We start from the raw sequence: 20,022 nt of genomic DNA, 5'->3' as shown, positions 1-20,022 counted from the left end.
TCAGGTAAATAGGATTAGAAATTATAAGGTAATTATCATATAGGGTAGGATTCTAAGTTCGCTCAACTCAAGAGAAAAAAGCCATAAGATATTTCTTAATCAAAAAGTAAATATTTTTTAACATTATTTAAAGACAAAAACGATGGAAATTAAAGCAGAAAATTATCATATAACTTATGATTCAATCAAAGAAATGATTGCGTTCCAAGGCGCATTACGCTTAAGTGGAGCGGATGAATACAGTGCAATTTTTGATTTTCTCAATGGAGTTTTAGATAAAGAGCCCATGAAAATTAGTTTAAACCTTCGAGAACTGAAATTTCTTAATAGTTCCGGCATAAGTATGCTGTCAAAATTTGTAATTAATGTACGCAAAAAGAAGAATGTTCAAATACTAGTTTTGGGCGCTAGTGATAATCCCTGGCAAAGTAAATCTTTAAAAAACCTACAAAGGCTGATGCCTTCTTTAGTGCTGGAAATAAAATAAGATTCAGCGCTCACCTATATGAACACCGACAATCTCACGAGTTGCTACATCAAGTGCAAGCGAGATCCACTGTTTGTTTTCTTATTTATCATTGACAAACGACCACATTTCATCGCATTGAATCGTTAACTTGCCTTTTTTTGAAGAGACAGTTACCTGGCGATGAACTGCCTCATACTTGTCGTTCACGTAATCCTGCAGCTAGCCTTCAGAAACATCGCAAACCCTTGCAATGCCAGAGCAAGGGTGATTTTCTCCAGCAACAGCTTATCAATGAGAGCTTTTGTGATTTGGTCAATTCGCTTTTGTTGGGGGTCTTCGACGAATTGGCGGCCACAAGTCCTACATTTATGTTTCTGTTTGCCATTATGAATGCGACCGTTTTTAACAACCTTTTGGGCGCCGCAGCTTAGGCAAATCAACTTTGACATGGCTTCTGTATGAAAAATAAATCACCTCTATCCTTACATTTGGTGGACTATCTGATTTCGAAAATACGAAAGTTTTCTTAGTAGATATATAAAACTCAGAAAAGTAAAAGGAGCTTCATGAAAAGTATTTTCAAGGTATTACATTATTTTGCTTCAAAGCAAAATCATGAGTTACAGTATAAACCCTTAATCATTTTAGATAATAAGCGTTTAAGATATGCAATACTTACGGGAAAAATACCTGAGGAAAAGCCTAATAAAAGTCACCCTCCTGTTTTTTTGAGTTCTTTTAATTATTATCAAATTTATTGTGGATTTTTAGTAAAGAATTCTCTTGAAAAAATATAGTTTTCATAAAAAAACATTTTATAAAAATTAAATAGATTTAAGTAATAATCCCGGAGACATACACAAAAATTACAATTATAGTTGTTAATAGTTGAAGAAAACTTACAATAGTCATTTTTGGTAGATAGCTCTATAAAATTAACTTTATTGTTGACTATTTTATCGTATTTTATTCAGTTTATATATTAAGATATCGTCGCCATGAGTAATTCTGATAGATATATTTTAGGGATTAATTCTGCTTATCATGAATCATCTGCTTGCTTAATTGACAATGGTCAACTAGTGATTGCAATTGAAGAAGAAAGGCTTAATCGAGTCAAACATGCAAAACCTGCAAAAGTTGATAATCCTCATGTACTACCTTTGAAATCAATACAACTTTGCTTAGAAAAAGCAGGAATTAGTTTTCAAGACATAGATCTTATCGGTTATTCATTTAACCCAGAAATGAGATTATCAAAAAATAAAGATCTACAAGAACCTTGTATTGATGGAGATTGGGGTAGTGAATCAGGGGAAGAGTTATTCTATAGGAAACTACAAGAAGTAACTCAAATTCTTAGCAATTTTGCGGGGGTAGATGTCAGCAGAAAGTTCAAATGGCTTGATCATCATTTATGTCACGCCGCAAGTGCCTATTTCGTTTCGCCCTATGAAGAAGCTGCTGTGCTTGTAGTAGACGGTATTGGAGAATTTGAATCTACTACACTATACAAGGGTAAAGGAAATAAACTATCAAAATTAAATAGCATTGATTATCCCAACAGCTTAGGCTTTTTATGGGAAAAAATGTCAGAATTTCTGGGCTTTAGTGAGTATGATGCCTGCAAGGTTATGGGTCTTGCCTCTTTTGGGCATTATAGTTACTACTACAATTCATTTAAGGAATTTATTAATACTAAATCAGGAAACTTCTCCATAGACAATGACATTATAAAGTTTAGAATTAATGACTTTAGTGCTTTAGAAGAATTGTTTGGACCAAGACGAATAGCAGGTCAAGAGCTAGAAGAGCGCCATACAGATATTGCAGCATCCTTACAAAAAATTACGGAAGAAATCATTTTGGACTTGGCTGTAGATCTTCATCATCGGACCAAAAGCAATAATCTTTGTCTTGCTGGGGGAGTTAGTTTAAACTGTGTTGTCAATGGTATCTTGCAAGAACATAGTTCTTTTGAAAATATATATATTCAACCTGCTGCCAATGATGCAGGAACGGCAATTGGAGCAGCTTATATTTTATGGAATCAAGTTCTGGGCAACTCTAAAAATTACATTATGGATAATCCCTATCTGGGCCCGGAATATACAGCTGAAGAAATAGAAACTGTTCTTGATAATAATAATCTCAAATATTCTTATCATGAAAATATTGAAGAAGTTACAGCTAAGCTAATTGCCCAAGGATATATTATTGGCTGGTTTCAAGGTCGGTCTGAAATTGGACCAAGAGCATTGGGGAATCGATCCTTACTTGCAGATCCAAGACATCCTTATATGAAAGATATTATCAACATGAAAGTCAAAAAAAGAGAAGGCTTTAGACCTTTTGCACCTTCAGTTCTAGCAGAGAAAGCGGATGAATGGTTCAAAATCCCTAATAAACAACTTTCCTCTAATTTCATGTTAATTGCTTATGATGTTCTTAAAAATAAGCAAAAAACTATTCCTGCTGTTACTCATGTTGACGGGACTAGCAGAATTCAAACTGTACAAAGCTCATCTAATCCTAAATATCATAAATTAATTAAAGAATTTGAAAAAATTACGGAAGTTCCAATTCTACTCAATACTTCCTTAAATAAATTAGAACCAATTGTTTGTAGTCCACAAGATGCGGTAAATACTATGAAAAAAGCCAATCTATATTATTTAGCCATTGGAAATTTCCTGGTGGACAATACTTGGTCAAAATAAAATTTCCTCAGATTAATATCTTTTTATTTTTTAGTTAAGACAGATAATTTCTTAGAATTTTTTATTAAAAAAACTTTAAGATATTTTATGTGTCTTAGATATTTCCTAAAATGATATAAGTCGTCATAGTCCTTGCATTTACTAAGTATTGAAGTGATAATAAAATTGTTTCTTTCAGCTTCGAAGTAAGGTTTCTATACCAAAATAATCTCAAACATTATCGATTGAAATATTTTCAAAAATTAATTAGAAATATAGATGAAAACTAGTTTTGCTATTCCGGAAAAATCTACCTTATTTAATTCTGTTATTGATGGATATGGTAGACGTCTTGCACTTGTTTTTGGTAACGAATGTAAAGATGGTCAATGCCCTTTTTACCAAAATCAATGTAACCACTGTGATATTGGTAATGGAGAAGGAATTCAGTTTAATCATGAACTGAATCGAGAGAGATTAGTCTTTTTTAAGGATTATTATGCTGATGTTTTACCAGATATCGTACATTTAGTTATTTATAATTCTGGTTCTACTTTAAATAAACTAGAAATGTCTCCAGATACTCTATTTTGTATTTCGCAATATGCAGCTTCTTTAGAGAAATGTAAAATTGTATCTTGGGATTCTCGGGAAAATTATATCAAGCATAAAAACTTGGATATTATTGTCAATAATTTACGTCAGGATCAACAGATAAAAATTATTTTGGGGATTGAATCTCAAGACGAAAAAATTAGAATGGTTAATTTAAAAAAGTTAATGTCGAAGGATTCTATTGAAAAAGCTTTCACGGTCATAGGTGCTTACGAAGACAGAATAGGAATAGAGTTTAACGTAATCTTTCAGCCTCCTGAAATTATAGGCCAAGAAGCAATATCAGAAGCCATTAAAACAGTGGAATATGGCTTAAATATGTCACAAAAATATAAAGTACCAATAGATTTCAATTTTCATTCTTATTATCCTTCAAGAAAAAGTAAAGCGATGTTTCCTAATCATCCTAGAGCCAAAATAAGAGACGCACTCAAAGCTTTAATATTAATGAAACAAGCAATTTTGCAATTTGATAGTCCTTCGAAAATTTTTATTGGCTGGCAAGATGAAGAACATGATTGTGAAAAAAACAAACGAGAAGCCGAGATGAAAAAATATCTGGATGTTTTTAATAGTTTTAATTCCGAACAAAAATTAGAAATACTGCATTATTGATCATCATGATTATACATTCCTTTAGAGTTTCCAATCAAAGTTTACCACAAACTGTATTCTACAGACATGCTTAATAAATCAAGAAAAATTAATTCCTATTTACTCGGCTTAAGTCTGTTGAATTTGGCTCCTTTATTGTGGGGAAGTAGCTATATAGTTCTCAAGCAAATAATTAATATCGTATCGCCATCAATACTAAATTTAATTTCTTATACCTTAGCTGCTATTTGTTTGACGCCATTTCTAAGGCAAAAGCGTCGTTTGACTAAGGCTGGTTTAGAATTAGGTTTTTGGTTATTGCTCGGTTCAGCAACTCAGACCATTGGTTTGCAATTTACAAGCGCTAGTCGCAGTGCTTTTATTACAACGCTTTACGTAGTTTTAGTTCCTTTAATTATTCATTTCTATATTATTTTGTCAAAAATTTTGACAAACAAAACAGCACTTGTTAACTCAAGCAAAATAGAAAAAATCACAACGCCTATCTGGGTAACTGCATATTTAGCTTTAATCGGTGTTGGAATTATATCTTATGATCATCAGGCTCCAAATATAGGAGACTTTTGGACTTTAGGTACTGCATTTAGCTATGCTTTTTACATTATTAGAATTGAAAATTATGCTCGAGAGTTGAGTGTTTTATCTTTGGCCGCATCACAAGTTTGGGGCGCTGTTATTTTTTCTGTTTTTTGGGTCTTAGTAGACAAATCTCATTGGCCAAATAATTTTGAAGCATTGTTTAATTTACCGTGGCTATCTTTATTTTATTTGGGCTTAGTTGTTACGACATGTACTATTTGTATTCAATCTTGGGGTCAAGCTAGAGTTAAGTCAGTTCAGGCTGCAGTGATTTATACTTTAGAACCAGTTTGGGGTTTGGTTTTCGCTTATTTGTTTTTAGGAGAAGTTTTGGGTCCAAGAGGATGGATTGGAGCTGTGATTGTAACTATAGCTACTTTGCTAAATCAATTGTATGCATCCTCCAATCCAAGATCAGTTTGTTAAAAACCTCGGCACTGGTTCCGTTAAATGGGAAGCCAAAACCTTTGCCTAGCATAGGTTAAACTGCATATCGAATAGTCAATAATTGTGGCCAGGATATCCCCACGGACAAAATTCCTAAATGAACAGCAGGTACCATCTTAGTAGTGAAATGAACGCGCACAAAATTATGCACTAACCAGTAGACATCGAGTGTTCGTTGTAGGTCTTTTCTTGATTTAGCATAGGTGTTGGTTTTGCGGCGGAAGGCGGCATTACGCCTTCTGATAGAGGCATTGAAAGCCTCCACATGATTGGCATGAATTGTCTGCTCGGTAACATCATGTTGTGTTTCAGGATGCTCAGGTATCGGAGCTTGGTACTTTTGGCGTTTGCGCCCTGGTCGCTTTTGGGAGCCTTTATTTTTCAGTCTCACTCGCACTCCTTTACGTAATCTCCTTTTAGGGCGTCCTGGTCGACCACTAAGAATTAGGTCATGGCAGATCTCAAATAATAAATTGCTATAGCGTCGTTCTCCATCAGTTAAGAGATTAAGACTCCCAGTCTTCTCAATGACTTGAGCCAAGCAGGTCAGAGCCTTCTCAAATAACTGTTGATTTCTGCGTCCACAGTGTAATTCCCACAAAAATCCACTAGCCTGTTCCATCAGAACAATTGTCCATCCTTCTGAAACTGAAGGAGCAACATTTTTCGCAACTTTTGTGTATAGTTCATCTCCTTCGATATCCTGATGAATAAACTCATGGAGCATGGTATAGAGCATTAGTGTTGGTTTAAGCTCCCCTAAGCGCTTTTCCCAATCAATGACGCTTTTCTTCGAGACGCTAAAAGTCCGAGCTGTGGCATTGAGCCCCATCCCATCAGTTCTCGCCTTGAGGATCGTAATAATCCGACTCACTGGCGTTTTTAGTCCCGCGAGTGGAGTCTCAACGGTCTCACTGAAATAGATGCCGCAGTTGGCACAATGATAGATCGTTCTTGGACCATGAGCTTGAGTTTTATAGTGGGTATGTATATGTATCTCCTTGGTATTACAGCAAGGACAAATACGGGAAAATAGATTCATAACACAGCTGATCTTAGACGAGTTTACGAATCACTTATTATCTCCTACGTCATGTACCGTATCGCTTTCTCTTATCCCACTTAGCGGAACCAGTGCCCCAGCTGATTACTCGATACAAAAAGAACATGAAACAGAAGCTAGTCAAGCTCATAGATAAAATTCTCTTGCGAAAAAGGTCTTTAATCGAGACAGTAAATGACCAACTCAAAAATATCTTTGAGATCGAACATTCAAGACATCGAAGTATCTGGAATTTTTTGGTTAATCTGATGTCTGGATTAATTGCCTACTCATATTTGCCCCAAAAGCCTTCTCTTGATTTAGACACTAAAGTCTTATCCGCTCTACCTTCTGCGGTTTTTTGATTTCGTCGAACTGACCGTGAACCTATCCCACTAATGTCCAAAACATGATAATTTACCCTTAATGATACAGAGAGTAGAATGGCAGGACGTTTTGAAGGTTTAAGCGAGCTGGAATGGAAATTATTCAAGGATATTTTCCCTCCACCAAAGAAGCGAACACGGGGAATGCCTCATACCCCATTTCGTCATGTTTTAAATAGCCTAATATACATTCTAATTACTGGATGTCGTTGGTGTGACTCACCAAAAGGCGAAATTTGGGCATCCAAGAGTGCTACTCATCGTTGGTTAAAACAGTGGAAAGAAGACGGCACATTTGAATATTTGCAAGCCAGAATTTTAGCAATAGCAGATGAGAAAGGACTAATTAATTGGAACTATGGAGCAATAGACGGCTCTTTTTCCCCCTGGCAAGGGAGGGGGTGATGATATTGCTTATGGTTATAAAGGAAAAGGAATTTTGATTCATACTTTAACCGAAGGAAATGGAATGCCTCGTGCTAATTGCACTACTGCTGCTAACGGTAGTGAAAGAGAGCAAATTATTCCTCTGCTGGATAGCGTGAAGTTGAAGACACTCAAAAGAGGAAGACCGAAGAAAAGAGTTAAAGTCTTAGCAGCAGATAAAGGTTATGATTCCAAGGAAAAACGTGCTGCTTTAAGAGAAAGAGGGATTAGACCTCAATTACCTAAGCGAACTTACCTAAGCGAACTTACAAAACTAAGAAAAATCGAGGAAGACCAATCAAAATTTCTGTTCCACGATTTCAACAAGAGAGATGTTTCGCTTGGTATAGCAGTGGACACTTTAGTTAGGACGCGTGGAGTAAAACATCTTCCATAGCATCTCGAAGCGTGTCAAACCTATTCAAGCACTTACGGACGCGGGCTTTAATCCATGACCAACAGCGTTCAATTTTATTCATATCGGGCGAGTAGGGTGGCAAATACCATACCTCACATCCTGCTGCTTTCACGAGCTCCTCAATACGTCCTCCTTTATGGAAACTAGCATTATCAATAATCAGCTTTTGCCCTGGTTTAAGCACTGGAATCAAACAAGTATCTAACCAAGTTTCAAACACATCACGATTACACGAACCTTCTACTGTAAAAGGGGCTAGTAAAGTGCGATTACAGTAGGCAGCAATCATATTGATTCGACCTGTTCTCCGTCCTGATTTCAACGCATCAATCCGTTCTCCTTTGGGACTGTAACCATAACTATACTCATCCCGATTGTCCATCCCCGCTTCATCAGCAAACACCAGCTCCTCAGACAGGAGAGAAGTTAGGCGGGTTCTAAATTCGGCTCGCTTTTGCTCATCTCTTTCCCGATACCCATAGCTTTTCTGTCTTGGTCAGCGTTCCCTTGCGCCTGACGGCGACGCGGGGTCTGACCGCTTTTTGCGCGTAAATCCAATCTTTTTAATCCCTCGACCAATCGTCCGTCCAGAAATGCTATGAGGCCAGAGCTCAGCCATTTCCGCTTGGGTTTTATCATGATTTTTTTGCACAAAATAGCGGAATTCATCCCAATCGGTAATTTTGTGGCTATGGCCTTGTTTCTCTCGTTTTTTCGGCTCAATTGTTCCTGTTTGAACCTTACGGTTAAACCATAAATTAATGCTATTACGACTAATCTCGAACAGTTCAGCCGCTTCGCAGCGTTTCATGCCATTGAGTTCAATCGCATCAATTACTTTTTGGCGTAAATCATTGCTGTGAGGTTTGGCCATATTATAGAGCAAAGGTGACACTACTTTTTTAGGGTAGCGTCCTAACTAAAGTGTCCACTGCTATATCAACGCAAATATCGTCGTCTAGTTGTTCGATGGGAACGTCAGAAAATTAATTTTGATGCCTTTTTGTCTCTAGCTACCGTTCATATCTGGATTAACAAAATATTATTAGTGGGATAGGTTCGTTGATTAAGCAATTGCTAGCTGAAGATAACTTGACTCATCAAGAAATAGGGGTAGTCCACCAGATGTAAGGATAGAGGTAACTGATGTTTCGTGCATAACCTATGTCAAAGTTGATTTGCCCAAGCTGTGGCTCTCAAAAGGTTGTTAAAAAGGGCTGTATTCACAATGGCAAACAGAACCATAAATGTAGAACTTGTGGCCGCCAATTTGTCCAAGACCCCCAACAAAAGCGAATAGACCAATCCACAAAAGCTCTCATTGATAAGCTATTGCTGGAAAAAATCCCTCTTGCTGGCATTACAAGGGTTTGTGATGTTTCTGAAAGCTGGCTGCAAAATTACGTGAACTGCAAGTATGAGACGGTGACTCGCCAGGTAGCTGTCTCGTCAAAAAAAAAAGGCAAGTTAACAATTCAATGCGATGAGATGTGGTCATTTGTAAATAATAAGGGAAACAAACAGTGGATCTGGCTTGCACTTGATGTAGCCACTCGTGAGATTGTCGGGGTTTATGTGGGTGAGCGCTCGGAGCAGGGTGCTCGCCAGTTATGGACTTCTTTACCTAGTGTGTATCGCCAGTGTGCCTTTGCCTATACTGATTTCTGGGCTGCTTATGGTTGTGTTTTCCCCAAGAAACGACACAAGGCAGTGGGCAAGGAAACTGGTAAGACTAGCTATATCGAACGTTTCAACTGCACAATGCGCCAGAGAGTCTCTCGCTTAGTTCGTAAGACACTTTCTTTTTCCAAGAAGCTCCAGAATCATATTGGAGCCATCTGGATGTTTGTACACCATTACAATGAATCCTTACAGGGCTAGGACTACCGAAATAGGTTCTCAGTTTGGTGTTGCCAGATAGAACTATCAGCGATATCAATACGAACAAAAGATGGGGACATTTAGGTCTTCCTCAAAAAAAAAGACTTATTACTAGTTAATACAAACTAAAATCAATTGTAGTATCTAGTGAAGAATAAAATAAGTTAAACGTATCTGGTTTCTATTTGGTTCTACACTGGATTTTATCTGCAAACTCCAAGTAAGACCAACTGGCTAAGATGTTGATTTTGTAAGGTATCGGGATGACAGGATTTGAACCTGCGACATCCTGCTCCCAAAGCAGGCGCGCTACCAAGCTGCGCTACATCCCGTAAGGCATAATCCGAAGTTGTCATCTATATAAAGTCAACCTCATTAGGCCCTTATAAGGTTAGCACAAACTTTGGGAAAAATTCTGCCGATTTATATGGAGAGGCAATTTAAGTTGTTATTGAGCGCATAATCGTTCTAAGTGTTGATTGTCGAGATCGCAATTTCTATTCGGTAATCACTAATTTTCCAAGGGATCAACAATTACGTTACGATTAATCTAAGATAATTTATCAATATAAGACACGAAAATCATAAAAACTAGCAAGGTGTCATGAGTAATTCAAGTAACTTTAGACAAGCGATTCGAGAGGCCCAAAATCAATCTATAATAGGGCCTAATGTTATACCCAATGCCTTACCCTATCTTGGTGGCGGTTTAATTTTAACCGCAGTGGGAACCTATGGCGGACTAGGAGTGATTAGCTCTCGTCCAGATATATTTATGCCGACTTTTTGGGTGGCGATGATTGCGGAAATTGTGCTGTTTTTTGTAGCACGAGGTGTCGCAGCAAAAGGCAATAATAGTGTAGCTTTACCTTTGCTCGCTCTTTACAGTGTACTTTCTGGTTATACACTGAGCGGTTTAGTTTTCATTGCCCTTAGTACCTCTGGTGTTGGTATTCAAGGAGTAGGAATCGCAGCTTTAGGTTGTGGCGTAACCTTTATTGTGGGACGGAATATTGGTTCCAACCTGAGTGATGAGGATGGTCTGGCTCTTGCTCAAACCATTCGTCTAGGAATGATTGCCTTAATAGTAGTTCTTGTTGGACAACTGCTGTTTTCTGTTTTCGGAGTTTATACTCCTTCTTGGTTAGAAATTGGCATTTCAGGTTTGGGTGTTGCTTTATTTGCAGGTGCTGCGGTAGTTGATTTTTATATCTTGCCTCGTACTTATGATGATGAGCAATATTTACCTGCTGCACTTTCGATGTATTTGACCTACATCAACCTTTTTGTCTTCATCCTTCGTTTATTAATTGCGCTTAATGGCCGCGACTAATCAAATTGAATCAAAATAATTATTTAAAGGCGGGTACAACCCGTCTTTTTTCTGGCATTTGATATTCATGAGCGGTCATTTTCAGTAAATTTCTACGAAGAATATATCTGTTTTTCAATCTAGTGACGGCGTCATCTGGTAAATTAACTAAAGTTGATAAATAAAATGCATAAGTTCTAATTTGTTAACTTAAATTCATTTTTTACATTTTTTTAAGAGCATAGATTAATTGAATGCACATTGCTTGGTTAGGGAAAAAATCACCATTTTGCGGGAACGTGACCTATGGTCGAGAAATAACCAATGCATTGTTAGACAGAGATTATCGTGTGAGCTTTCTTCATTTTGCTCAATCTGCTAGCAACCATGACAATTTTTCTAACTGTCCAGAAGTTTTGTTGCCATTTATTTATAAATCCCAGATCTATACCATTCCAGCTTTGAAGGCGAGTAAGGTATTAATGCGATCGCTGAAAAAGTTGCAACCTGATATTGTCCATGCCTCCTTGACTCTCTCCACCTTAGATTTTGCGCTTCCTGAAATTTGTGAAGAACTAAATGTGCCCCTCATTGCCACATTTCATCCTCCCTTCGATAGTAAATTGCGCAATATCAAGTCCAGCACCCAATATCTTACCTATCAACTCTACGCACCATGTTTAGCTCGTTATAGTCGAGTAATTGTTTTTAGTGAAATTCAAAAAGATCTACTGATTAAATTGGGCGTAGCAGCCGAGAAAATTGCTATTATTCCCAATGGAGTTGACGAAAATAAATATTCGCCAGGTTATTCCACTATAAAGTATCAATTACAAGCTAAAAGGTTATTTGTTTACCAAGGACGGATGTCCACCGAGAAAAATATTGAAGCGTTACTCAAAGCTTGGAAATATGCTCATCTTGGAGATGATTGTCAACTATTAATGGTCGGTGATGGTCCTTTGAGAAGTTCGCTTCAGACTAGTTATGGCAAAAAACATAATATTACCTGGTTCGGTTTTGTCCCCGAAGAAGAGCGTCGTATCGATATTTTAAGAGCAGCCGATGTTTTTATCTTGCCTTCTTTGGTCGAAGGTTTATCTATTTCCCTGTTAGAAGCTATGTCCTGTGGAGTCGCTTGTATTGCCACTGATGCTGGCGCAGATGGAGAAGTCTTAGATGCTGGTGCAGGGGTGGTTTTGGATACTCAAGGAGTTGCTAATCAGTTAAAAACCCTGTTACCTCTGTTTCGTGATCAACCAGAAATGACTGATTTGTTGGGCAGCAAAGCAAGGAAAAGAGTTTTAGAGCGTTATCATCTTCGTCAAAATCTTGATAAGTTAGAGAGTCTTTATGCCGAGGTTGTCAACCCTCAACCCTTATCAATCATCAGCAATTAATAATATAGTAATAAAAATACTTAATTTCTGTTGCAAGAAAAATAAATTCTAATCTCTTTACATTTCTTCATGTTGTTGCTTATAATGATGACATCAACACATTAAGTACTAATACTCACAACTATGATGGCGGCTCAATTTCCCTGGCTTACCGCGATCGTCTTACTCCCTTTAATTGCTTCTGTTGCTATTCCTCTTATTCCCGATAAGGATGGCAAACGCGTAAAAGCTTACGCACTGGGTGTTGGCATCGCAGACTTTGTTTTAATGTGCTATGCGTTTTGGCAACAGTATAATCTCAACGATGCACAACAATTCCAGCTTGCAGAAAAATATTCTTGGATACCTCAATTAGGTTTGAGTTGGGCGGTTTCAGTAGATGGGCTATCCGCACCTCTAGTTTTATTAGCAGGATTTGTTACCACTCTTTCGATGTTGGCAGCATGGAGAGTAGATCGTAAACCAAAGCTTTTCTACATGCTGATACTTATACTCTATTCAGCACAGATTGGAGTATTTGTAGCTCAGGATATGCTGCTATTTTTCCTAATGTGGGAATTAGAGTTAGTTCCTGTATACTTATTAGTTTCTATTTGGGGTGGCGAGAAGCGTCGCTACGCAGCCACTAAATTCTTACTCTATACAGCCGCTGCTTCTATATTTATTTTAGTAGCCGGTTTGGCAATGGCTCTTTACGGAGACAATTTCACCTTTGATTTAGCTGCTCTTAACGCTAAGGATTATCCTTTAGCTTTAGAAATACCTCTGTATGCTGGATTGTTAATTGCATTTGGGGTTAAATTAGCGATTTTCCCCTTCCATACTTGGCTTCCCGACGCTCATGGTGAAGCTTCCGCTCCCATATCAATGATTTTAGCTGGTGTATTGCTAAAAATGGGTGGCTATGGTCTAATTCGCTTTAATTTAGAATTATTGCCTGATGCCCATACTTACTTCGCGCCGCTACTAATTGTTTTAGGTGTCATTAATATTGTCTACGGTGCATTCAGTTCTTTTGGACAATGTAATATGAAGCGCCGTCTAGCTTATTCTTCAGTTTCCCACATGGGATTTGTCTTGCTAGGAATTGCATCTTTTACCGACATCGGTATTAGCGGTGCCATGTTGCAAATGCTTTCCCATGGCTTGATTGCTGCTGTGCTCTTCTTCCTCACTGGCGTAACTTACGATCGCACCCACACTCTATTTATGGATAGGATGGACGGCATCGGTCAAGTAATGCCCAAGACCTTTGCTTTATTTACGGCTGGGGCGATGGCTTCTCTGGCCCTCCCCGGCATGAGTGGTTTTGCTAGTGAACTTGCAGTTTTTATGGGGGTTACAACAAGCAATATATATACTCCTGGCTTTCGTCTGGTGGTTTTATTCCTAACAGCTGTAGGACTGATTTTGACTCCGATTTATTTGTTATCGATGCTCAGACTTGTATTTTTCACTTCTAATGAAGCATTGGCTTGTGACATTCAAGAAAAGAAAACTCAAAGTATTGGTAATGATAAAGCAGTTTGTTTTGGTAATAGCTGTGTTTTGCCAGAAGAGGCTCGTGTCACTGATGCTAATCCCAGAGAAATCTTTATTGCGGCTTGTTTTCTCGTGATGATTGTCACAATTGGGGTCTATCCCAAGTTGACAACTCAACTCTATGACGTGAAAACAGTTGCTGTAAATACAGAAATTCTTCAATCACATAGTAAAATTGCTCAGTCTAATCCCGCTGGAATTTACGCTCAGACTTTCTCTGTTCCTGAAATTGGGATTGTGGAACCAGAATTAGCTACTCTAGCTAAATAAAAAAGGTAAATTTAAGTCTTTTTGTTACAATTCAATAACTTTTTATAGCGATCGCAAGTGTTTCATGCGATCGCTTTTTTGATGAGTTAAAATCCCATCTATCTAATATCAGGAGTATCATAAGTGAAGGTCGCTTGTGATTCCTTGTTCCTTATTCCTAAATTTACGTATGTTAAAAAAATGGAAATTAAGACAAAAATTTACCGCTATCCTTTTAGGGATATTAATCTTCGGATTGGGCCTAATTGCGATCGCGATGGGATTTATTTTAAGATCAGACACTCAAAACCAAATAACCTCTCAAGCCTTGATTTTAATGGAAACCATGAACTCAGTGAGAGAATATACCAGTAGTCAGGTCAAGCCAGAACTGATAGACAAAATTGAAGTGGAATTTTTACCCGAAACTATACCTGCTTATTCGGCAAGGGAAGTATTTGAAGGTCTCCGACAAAACAATCTGGAATATCGTAACTTTTTCTATAAAGAAGCTACCCTAAACCCGTCAAATTTACGCGATCGCGCAGATCAATTTGAAACAAAAATTGTCGAACGATTTATTAGCAATCCCAATTTAAAAGAAATTGCCGACTTTCGTTCCGTTTCTGGTGGTCAATTATTTTTCATTGCCCGTCCAATCCAAATCAAAAAAGAAAGCTGTTTACAATGTCATAGTACTCCTGAAAAAGCGCCCCCTAGTCTTGTTGAGCGTTACGGGACGAAAAATGGTTATGGTTGGAAACTTAATGAAATTGTCGGGGCTCAGATTATTTCTGTACCGGCACAAAAAGTAGTGTCACAAGCCCGTCAATCCTTTGTCGGGATTATGATAATCATTTCTGGAGTATTTATTTCAGTTATCTTGCTGGTTAATTATTTGCTAAATCAAAATGTTATTCGACCATTAAAACGAATTGTTCGAGTAGCTGAAGAAGTGAGTGTAGGTAATCTAAACGCTGATTTTGACGAATTGCGCCAGGATGAAATTGGTAGTTTAGCAGAGGCTTTTGGAAGAATGAAATTGAGTTTATCAATGGCAATGAATCGATTGAGCAAAGTAAATCGACCCAATGACTCAAATCATTAACAAAAAAAGACAAAAGCAAAAAATTAATTTTACTCTTGTCTTAATTTAGTAATCAAATTCTCAATTCTAAAACTAATAACAATATTGCCAACTATTTCTGGCCTGTTTGTGCTGCTACCTCATCAGCAAAGTTAGTTTCCTCCTTTTCGATACCCTCTCCGAGAACAAAGCGGTAAAAACGGCGAACTTGAATATTTTCCCCTAATTTGGCAACAGTATTAGTAACCAACTCTGCCACAGTAATGCTTTGATCCTTAATGAATGGTTGATCCAATAAGGAAAGTTCTTTAAGTCGTTTCCCAATTCTACCTTCAACAATCTTTTCTTTGATTTTATCGGGCTTCCCTGCTAGATCATCTCGACCCATTTCAATTTCTTTTTCCTTGGCAGCAACTGTTTCAGGAATATCTTCTACGCTGATATATTCGACGTTGGGACAAGCCGCAATTTGCATTGCAATATCACGCACTAGTTCTTTAAATTGATCCCCACGAGCTACGAAATCAGTCTCACAATTGACTTCTACTAAGACTCCAATGCGACCACCAGTATGAATATAACTATCTACTAGTCCTTCAGCAGCCACTCGACTCTGTTTTTTCCCAGCAGAAGCAATTCCTTTTTGGCGCAACCACTCCATTGCCTTCGTCGTGTCACCATCATTTTCGATGAGAGCTTTCTTACAGTCCATCATTCCCGCACCACTCTGTGTGCGGAGTTCCTTTACTAATTTTGCCGAGATTTGCGCCATGTTATTTGTTCCTAATCTTTTTTTATGAAAAAACAACCAAGTCTAAGCTTATTTTAAGGGATAAGCAATGTTTAAAGATGAGGACTGAGGATAGATAAAACTTAAATCTAATCCTTAGTATCTCATTCTTCCCTTGTCCTTAATTATCCCGCGAAGACAGGACAAAAAAGGATGTCTTATTCCGAATAATGCTTTGGTACCGAAATTGTTTACTCTTCGCTATCTTTGTCCGCAGTATCTTCTGTGGTTATCTCAACAGATTCTTCTGCTACTGCTTCGACGGCTTCGACTACTTCTTCGTCACTGTATTCGGCGTCAGGATAATCTTCATCGCTAATAGCATCTTCAAATTCTTCATAATCCTCTTGTGCACTGGCAGCTCCATGACGACCTTCATGAATTGCATCCGCTAGCTTGCCAAGGATTAGTTTAATCGAACGAATTGCATCATCATTAGCCGGAATGGGAATATCAACTACATCAGGATCACAATTTGTATCTAAAATTGATAAAACAGGGATGTTTAATTTCTGGCATTCAGAAATCGCATTATGTTCTCGTTTTTGATCGACAATCACCACAATATCAGGAACTTTACGCATGGTTTTGATGCCGCCTAGATATTTCTGCAATTTACCTAGTTCACGACGCAACATTGAACCTTCTTTTTTAGGTCTTTTATCCAAAGCACCCGTAATTTCTAGATTTTCTAATTCTTTGAGTCTTTCTACTCTGGTTTTAATGGTTTCCCAGTTGGTCAACATCCCACCAAGCCATCTCTGGTTAACATAGTAGGAGCCACAACGACTAGCTTCTTGAGCAATAATCCCTGCTGCTTGACGTTTAGTTCCCACAAAAAGCACTTTCTTGCCTTTTTCGGAAGAATTGCGCATGAAGTCATAAGCCTCTTCTATTAACTGTGCTGTTTGCACTAAGTCAATGATATGAACCCCATTTCTTGCGGTATATATATACTGGGCCATTCTGGGATTCCAGCGGCGGGTCTGATGTCCAAAGTGAACACCTGATTCTAATAGTTCGGCTAACGTAACAACGGGCATAATTTATTTAACTCCTTTTCGGGTTAATCCTCCATCCAGGGGAATTTTCTTGATTATTCAGGGAGTACTTCGCTTTAAAATGAAGCGTTTTACTATGGACTTCTTGAGAAAACACCCGAATTCCTGAATGTGCGATTTTGACAACCTTTCCAGTTTATCAGTTATTAGTTGCGAGTCAATTTTTTCTCAACTTTTGAAGTATTATGAACTAAATTACGAATTACAAACTGTAAATATTTAAAGAAAGTATATTTATCGATGATAAACCCAGACTTCTCTTCTGATTTTGAGCGATCAGAATGTACAAGTGTTAATCGATTTTTGTTGGAAAAATTGCCGAAAGTCAAAAAATATTTATCTCAGAAGGTTGATGAAGACAGAGAATATATTACTCTTCTTCAGGATCTAGAAGAATCATTTTTAAAAACTAACAATAATCTTATTCAGGTTAAAATTGCTGGTTGCCAAGAAGATTTACTCAAAAAAGTTAAACTGTTTAACCAAACTTGTAGCAGACTCAATCCCATCTCCCAATTTACAATAATCACTTTCCCTTATGATTTAGGGCATCTTTTTAATAGTTGCGATTTATTATTTTTAGTTATAGATTCCAGTAAGGATAGTATTCCTGTTGAACAGAAATTAGTGATTAAAGCTAAAAAAATAAATATTCCCCTGATTATTTTTGATTTTAATCAATCTTCAAATAAAATACAATCTTGGTTGCCAAATATTAGTTTCTTAAGAGTGAATTATTTTAATTTTTATGGTGAATTTACGGAAAAATCTCAGACATTATTAAATAGTCGAGAATATGATAATTGTCTAAAATCACTTCTAGAACAAATTATCCTAATCAGACAAGCCTCCTTAGAAGAGAAGCTGGTAAAGATGGCTCAAAAATATTTCCTTCAACGTAAATCACAATATAAAAAACAAATAGAGCAAAGCAAGCAAGTTTATTTTGCGGGAGAAGATCCCCCACAAGTTCGGAAAAAAATTAAACAATTACCCCCTAAGCTCAATAAAATATTGCAGTATCATTTAAAAACAATCAAGCAAACCCTACTTGACTCAAAACAAGATTTCATTAACCCTTTCATCTCTACAAGCTTTATCTATAATGTGCAGCAAATAATTGGGAAATCTACAGTGATTCAATTTCAAGAAGATAAAAAAATCTATTTAACTTTAGTAATACAAGAAGACCAATATGTCAAAGCAATTCATCGACATATTTTAGAGCTTTATCAACAGAAAATAAATTTGTGGATTGAACAACAGTGGTGGTTTTTGGACCAAGAATTAAATATCTTTAATCAGTTTATCGAAGAAAGCGATCGCGAGTTGCAAATTGTGAATAGGTTATCCGAGAAAAACTGCAAACTGCCGAGAATTTCTCAACCTGAGTTTGATTTAAACAAATATATTTGCCCCGTGGTTTTGTCTGAGACTAACCGCATACTTTTTGATTATCATTATACCCAAAGCAATTGGTTTAGAATCGCGATCACGCTCTCCATCGGTTTAGGCTTCTTTTTCTTGACAGGTAGACTATTCGGCTTTGTTTTTTTGATCCTACAAATAATCAAGGTCCTAACTGGTCAAAGTGTTAAATCCCTGAAGCTGAAACAACAGACTAAGGAATTAAAGAAATCTGTTGGGAATAAGTATCAAAACTTGGTTAAATTCATTGCCGATAAATTAATGCAGGATATAAATATATTTTTAGATGAACAACATCAAATGCATCAAGAAAAAGTTAACTCTTATATACAAGACTCCAATAGTCATCTAGTTAAGGTTAAGCAGGGTATTGGGTTAAATAAGAATAAGATTAAGCAACTAAATGAAGACCACGAATATCTTATGCAAATAATGAAGGGTTAACTTCACTAGCAAATTCTGCAACGTCTATAACTGATCAAATTTGCGCTGCTTAAACATCAGAATCTTCCTCCTGATTTGAATTCATCTCTTCTTTGAACCCCCGTAATGTTTTGCCTAGTGCTCCGCCTATTTCCGGTATTTTCTTGGGGCCGAAAACTACTATCGCAACTATGGCAATAATTGCTAACTCTGGAAAACCTAGACCAAACATACTACAATACTCCAGATAGAATAAATTACTATTTATACATATACAACAAATAATCCGATAAATAGTCTCGTATCAGTATATCGTTAAAGGAGTAGACTCTATATCCTAAGAGTTATCTGAATAATAAGTGTTTTTTGATCGAATGCTAAAATCCTCACAACCGCCTTCACTGCGCCAAGAACAACATCCCTTAATTCGACAACTTGCTGATTTGATTTTAGGTTGTTGGGAAGAATATCTTGATTTGTCTGAATATTCTCTCCCAGAAGGACTAGGCTATGTGGAAGGAAAATTAGAAGGAGAAAAGCTCCGCATCGAAAATCGCTGCTACCAAACACGAGAATTTCGGAAAATGCATTTGGAACTGGCAAAGATTGGGAATAATCTGGATATTTTGCATTGTGTCATGTTTCCCCGCCCCGAATATCCTTTGCCCATGTTTGGTTGCGACATTGTTGCGGGTAAAGTCGGTATCAGTGCTGCGATCGCAGATCTTTCCCCTACTAGTCCAGAAAAAACACTCTCTATTGTTTACAAACAGGAACTAAAGGAACTTCCGATAAACAAATTTTCCCAGCCCAGGGAACTTCCTTCTTGGGCAGATATTTTCTCGGAATTTTGTCTTTTCATCCGTCCTAGTAGCGCAATTGAAGAACAAGAATTTCTTCGCTACACAGAAATCATGTTACGAGTTCATTGCCAACAGTCTGTTGCCGCAAAACCTTTATCTCCTCAAGAAAAAGAATTATATTTAGCTGGACAAGAATACTATTGCAACAAGCAACAAAAAAACGATAAAACGCGACGAGTGCTAGAAAAAGCTTTTGGCCCTGATTGGGCAGAATATTATATGGAATCAGTTTTGTTTGATACTCCAAAGGAAGAAGTTATCAGCGATCAATAATTTATAATAAGCTATAT

Annotated in this window: 17 protein-coding genes, 1 tRNA gene and 3 pseudogenes; 14 read left to right on the top strand and 7 right to left on the bottom strand. The window is 37.2% G+C overall.

Features of this window, described 5'->3' with window-relative positions; genetic code table 11:
• The first annotated feature begins 142 nt into the window (after positions 1–142).
• Positions 143–487 (top strand): hypothetical protein, encoded by a 345-nt coding sequence (locus tag XEN7305_RS15255; protein ID WP_006510358.1) that lies wholly within the window; start codon positions 143–145, stop codon positions 485–487.
• 9 nt (positions 488–496) lie between these two features.
• On the opposite strand, the pseudogene XEN7305_RS29780 reads toward XEN7305_RS15255, so the two are convergent.
• A pseudogene (locus tag XEN7305_RS29780) lies at positions 497–918 on the bottom strand (IS1 family transposase); the annotation flags it as partial.
• 549 nt (positions 919–1,467) lie between these two features.
• Between XEN7305_RS29780 and XEN7305_RS15240 the strand changes: the two are divergent.
• The 3 genes from XEN7305_RS15240 (at position 1,468) to XEN7305_RS15230 (ending at position 5,403) form a co-directional block, all read left to right on the top strand.
• Positions 1,468–3,189 carry a carbamoyltransferase C-terminal domain-containing protein gene (locus XEN7305_RS15240; RefSeq protein WP_006510356.1) on the top strand — a complete coding sequence of 574 codons (1,722 nt, stop codon included), beginning with the start codon at positions 1,468–1,470 and terminating at the stop codon, positions 3,187–3,189.
• A 258-nt stretch (positions 3,190–3,447) separates the two neighbouring features.
• Positions 3,448–4,398: a hypothetical protein gene (locus tag XEN7305_RS15235; RefSeq protein WP_006510355.1), complete on the top strand. Its 951-nt coding sequence runs from the start codon at positions 3,448–3,450 to the stop codon at positions 4,396–4,398.
• A 66-nt stretch (positions 4,399–4,464) separates the two neighbouring features.
• Complete coding sequence (locus XEN7305_RS15230; protein WP_006510354.1) at positions 4,465–5,403, top strand: DMT family transporter; 939 nt, start codon at positions 4,465–4,467, stop codon at positions 5,401–5,403.
• A 55-nt stretch (positions 5,404–5,458) separates the two neighbouring features.
• Here XEN7305_RS15230 and XEN7305_RS15225 read toward each other — a convergent pair whose 3' ends face one another.
• Positions 5,459–6,466, bottom strand: coding sequence for a hypothetical protein (locus XEN7305_RS15225; protein WP_006510353.1), 1,008 nt, complete (start codon positions 6,464–6,466; stop codon positions 5,459–5,461).
• Between the two features lie 68 nt (positions 6,467–6,534).
• Here XEN7305_RS15225 and XEN7305_RS15220 point away from each other — a divergent pair.
• The 3 genes and pseudogenes from XEN7305_RS15220 to XEN7305_RS26775 all read left to right on the top strand — a co-directional run.
• Positions 6,535–6,831, top strand: a pseudogene (locus XEN7305_RS15220) (transposase); the annotation flags it as partial.
• Positions 6,832–6,909: 78 nt separating this feature from the next.
• Positions 6,910–7,257 (top strand): transposase, encoded by a 348-nt coding sequence (locus XEN7305_RS29775; RefSeq protein ID WP_006510351.1) that lies wholly within the window; start codon positions 6,910–6,912, stop codon positions 7,255–7,257.
• A 34-nt stretch (positions 7,258–7,291) separates the two neighbouring features.
• Positions 7,292–7,675, top strand: a complete 384-nt coding sequence (locus XEN7305_RS26775) for a transposase (RefSeq protein ID WP_071591358.1) — start codon at positions 7,292–7,294, stop codon at positions 7,673–7,675.
• Here XEN7305_RS26775 and XEN7305_RS28230 read toward each other — a convergent pair.
• Positions 7,644–8,570: pseudogene (locus XEN7305_RS28230) on the bottom strand (IS630 family transposase). The gene XEN7305_RS26775 and the pseudogene XEN7305_RS28230 sit on opposite strands and share 32 nt — an antisense overlap.
• Positions 8,571–8,860: 290 nt before the next feature.
• Here XEN7305_RS28230 and XEN7305_RS15195 point away from each other — a divergent pair.
• Positions 8,861–9,577, top strand: a complete 717-nt coding sequence (locus XEN7305_RS15195; protein ID WP_006510347.1) for an IS1 family transposase — start codon at positions 8,861–8,863, stop codon at positions 9,575–9,577.
• Positions 9,578–9,835: 258 nt separating this feature from the next.
• On the opposite strand, the gene XEN7305_RS15190 is transcribed toward XEN7305_RS15195, so the two are convergent.
• Positions 9,836–9,909, bottom strand: a tRNA-Pro gene (locus XEN7305_RS15190).
• A 272-nt stretch (positions 9,910–10,181) separates the two neighbouring features.
• Between XEN7305_RS15190 and XEN7305_RS15185 the strand changes: the two genes are divergently transcribed.
• From XEN7305_RS15185 to XEN7305_RS15170, 4 genes are all read left to right on the top strand, one after another.
• On the top strand, positions 10,182–10,910 hold the full coding sequence (locus XEN7305_RS15185; protein ID WP_006510346.1) for a Bax inhibitor-1 family protein: 729 nt from the start codon (positions 10,182–10,184) through the stop codon (positions 10,908–10,910).
• 233 nt (positions 10,911–11,143) lie between these two features.
• Positions 11,144–12,289: a glycosyltransferase family 4 protein gene (locus tag XEN7305_RS15180; RefSeq protein ID WP_006510345.1), complete on the top strand. Its 1,146-nt coding sequence runs from the start codon at positions 11,144–11,146 to the stop codon at positions 12,287–12,289.
• Positions 12,290–12,412: 123 nt separating this feature from the next.
• The gene (locus XEN7305_RS15175; RefSeq protein WP_006510344.1) at positions 12,413–14,101 is read left to right on the top strand and encodes an NAD(P)H-quinone oxidoreductase subunit 4; all 1,689 of its coding nucleotides are present in this window, start codon (positions 12,413–12,415) and stop codon (positions 14,099–14,101) included.
• Positions 14,102–14,270: 169 nt separating this feature from the next.
• Positions 14,271–15,188, top strand: coding sequence for a DUF3365 domain-containing protein (locus tag XEN7305_RS15170; protein ID WP_006510343.1), 918 nt, complete (start codon positions 14,271–14,273; stop codon positions 15,186–15,188).
• Positions 15,189–15,279: 91 nt separating this feature from the next.
• Here the strand turns inward: XEN7305_RS15170 and tsf are convergent, their stop codons facing one another.
• Positions 15,280–15,939 (bottom strand): translation elongation factor Ts, encoded by a 660-nt coding sequence (gene tsf / locus XEN7305_RS15165; protein ID WP_006510342.1) that lies wholly within the window; start codon positions 15,937–15,939, stop codon positions 15,280–15,282.
• A 209-nt stretch (positions 15,940–16,148) separates the two neighbouring features.
• Positions 16,149–17,000 carry a 30S ribosomal protein S2 gene (rpsB, locus tag XEN7305_RS15160; protein ID WP_006510341.1) on the bottom strand — a complete coding sequence of 284 codons (852 nt, stop codon included), beginning with the start codon at positions 16,998–17,000 and terminating at the stop codon, positions 16,149–16,151.
• Between the two features lie 258 nt (positions 17,001–17,258).
• Here rpsB and XEN7305_RS15155 point away from each other — a divergent pair, with 258 nt between their 5' ends.
• Positions 17,259–18,890, top strand: a complete 1,632-nt coding sequence (locus XEN7305_RS15155) for a hypothetical protein (RefSeq protein ID WP_006510340.1) — start codon at positions 17,259–17,261, stop codon at positions 18,888–18,890.
• A gap of 49 nt (positions 18,891–18,939) precedes the next feature.
• On the opposite strand, the gene tatA is transcribed toward XEN7305_RS15155, so the two are convergent.
• Positions 18,940–19,101 carry a twin-arginine translocase TatA/TatE family subunit gene (gene tatA / locus XEN7305_RS15150; protein ID WP_006510339.1) on the bottom strand — a complete coding sequence of 54 codons (162 nt, stop codon included), beginning with the start codon at positions 19,099–19,101 and terminating at the stop codon, positions 18,940–18,942.
• A 142-nt stretch (positions 19,102–19,243) separates the two neighbouring features.
• Here tatA and XEN7305_RS15145 point away from each other — a divergent pair, with 142 nt between their 5' ends.
• Positions 19,244–20,005 (top strand): phycocyanobilin:ferredoxin oxidoreductase, encoded by a 762-nt coding sequence (locus XEN7305_RS15145; protein WP_006510338.1) that lies wholly within the window; start codon positions 19,244–19,246, stop codon positions 20,003–20,005.
• Positions 20,006–20,022 lie beyond the last annotated feature (17 nt).

The organism is Xenococcus sp. PCC 7305 (genome assembly GCF_000332055.1).
Lineage (GTDB): Bacteria > Cyanobacteriota > Cyanobacteriia > Cyanobacteriales > Xenococcaceae > Xenococcus.
This window is presented reverse-complemented; position numbering and strand designations above follow the sequence as displayed.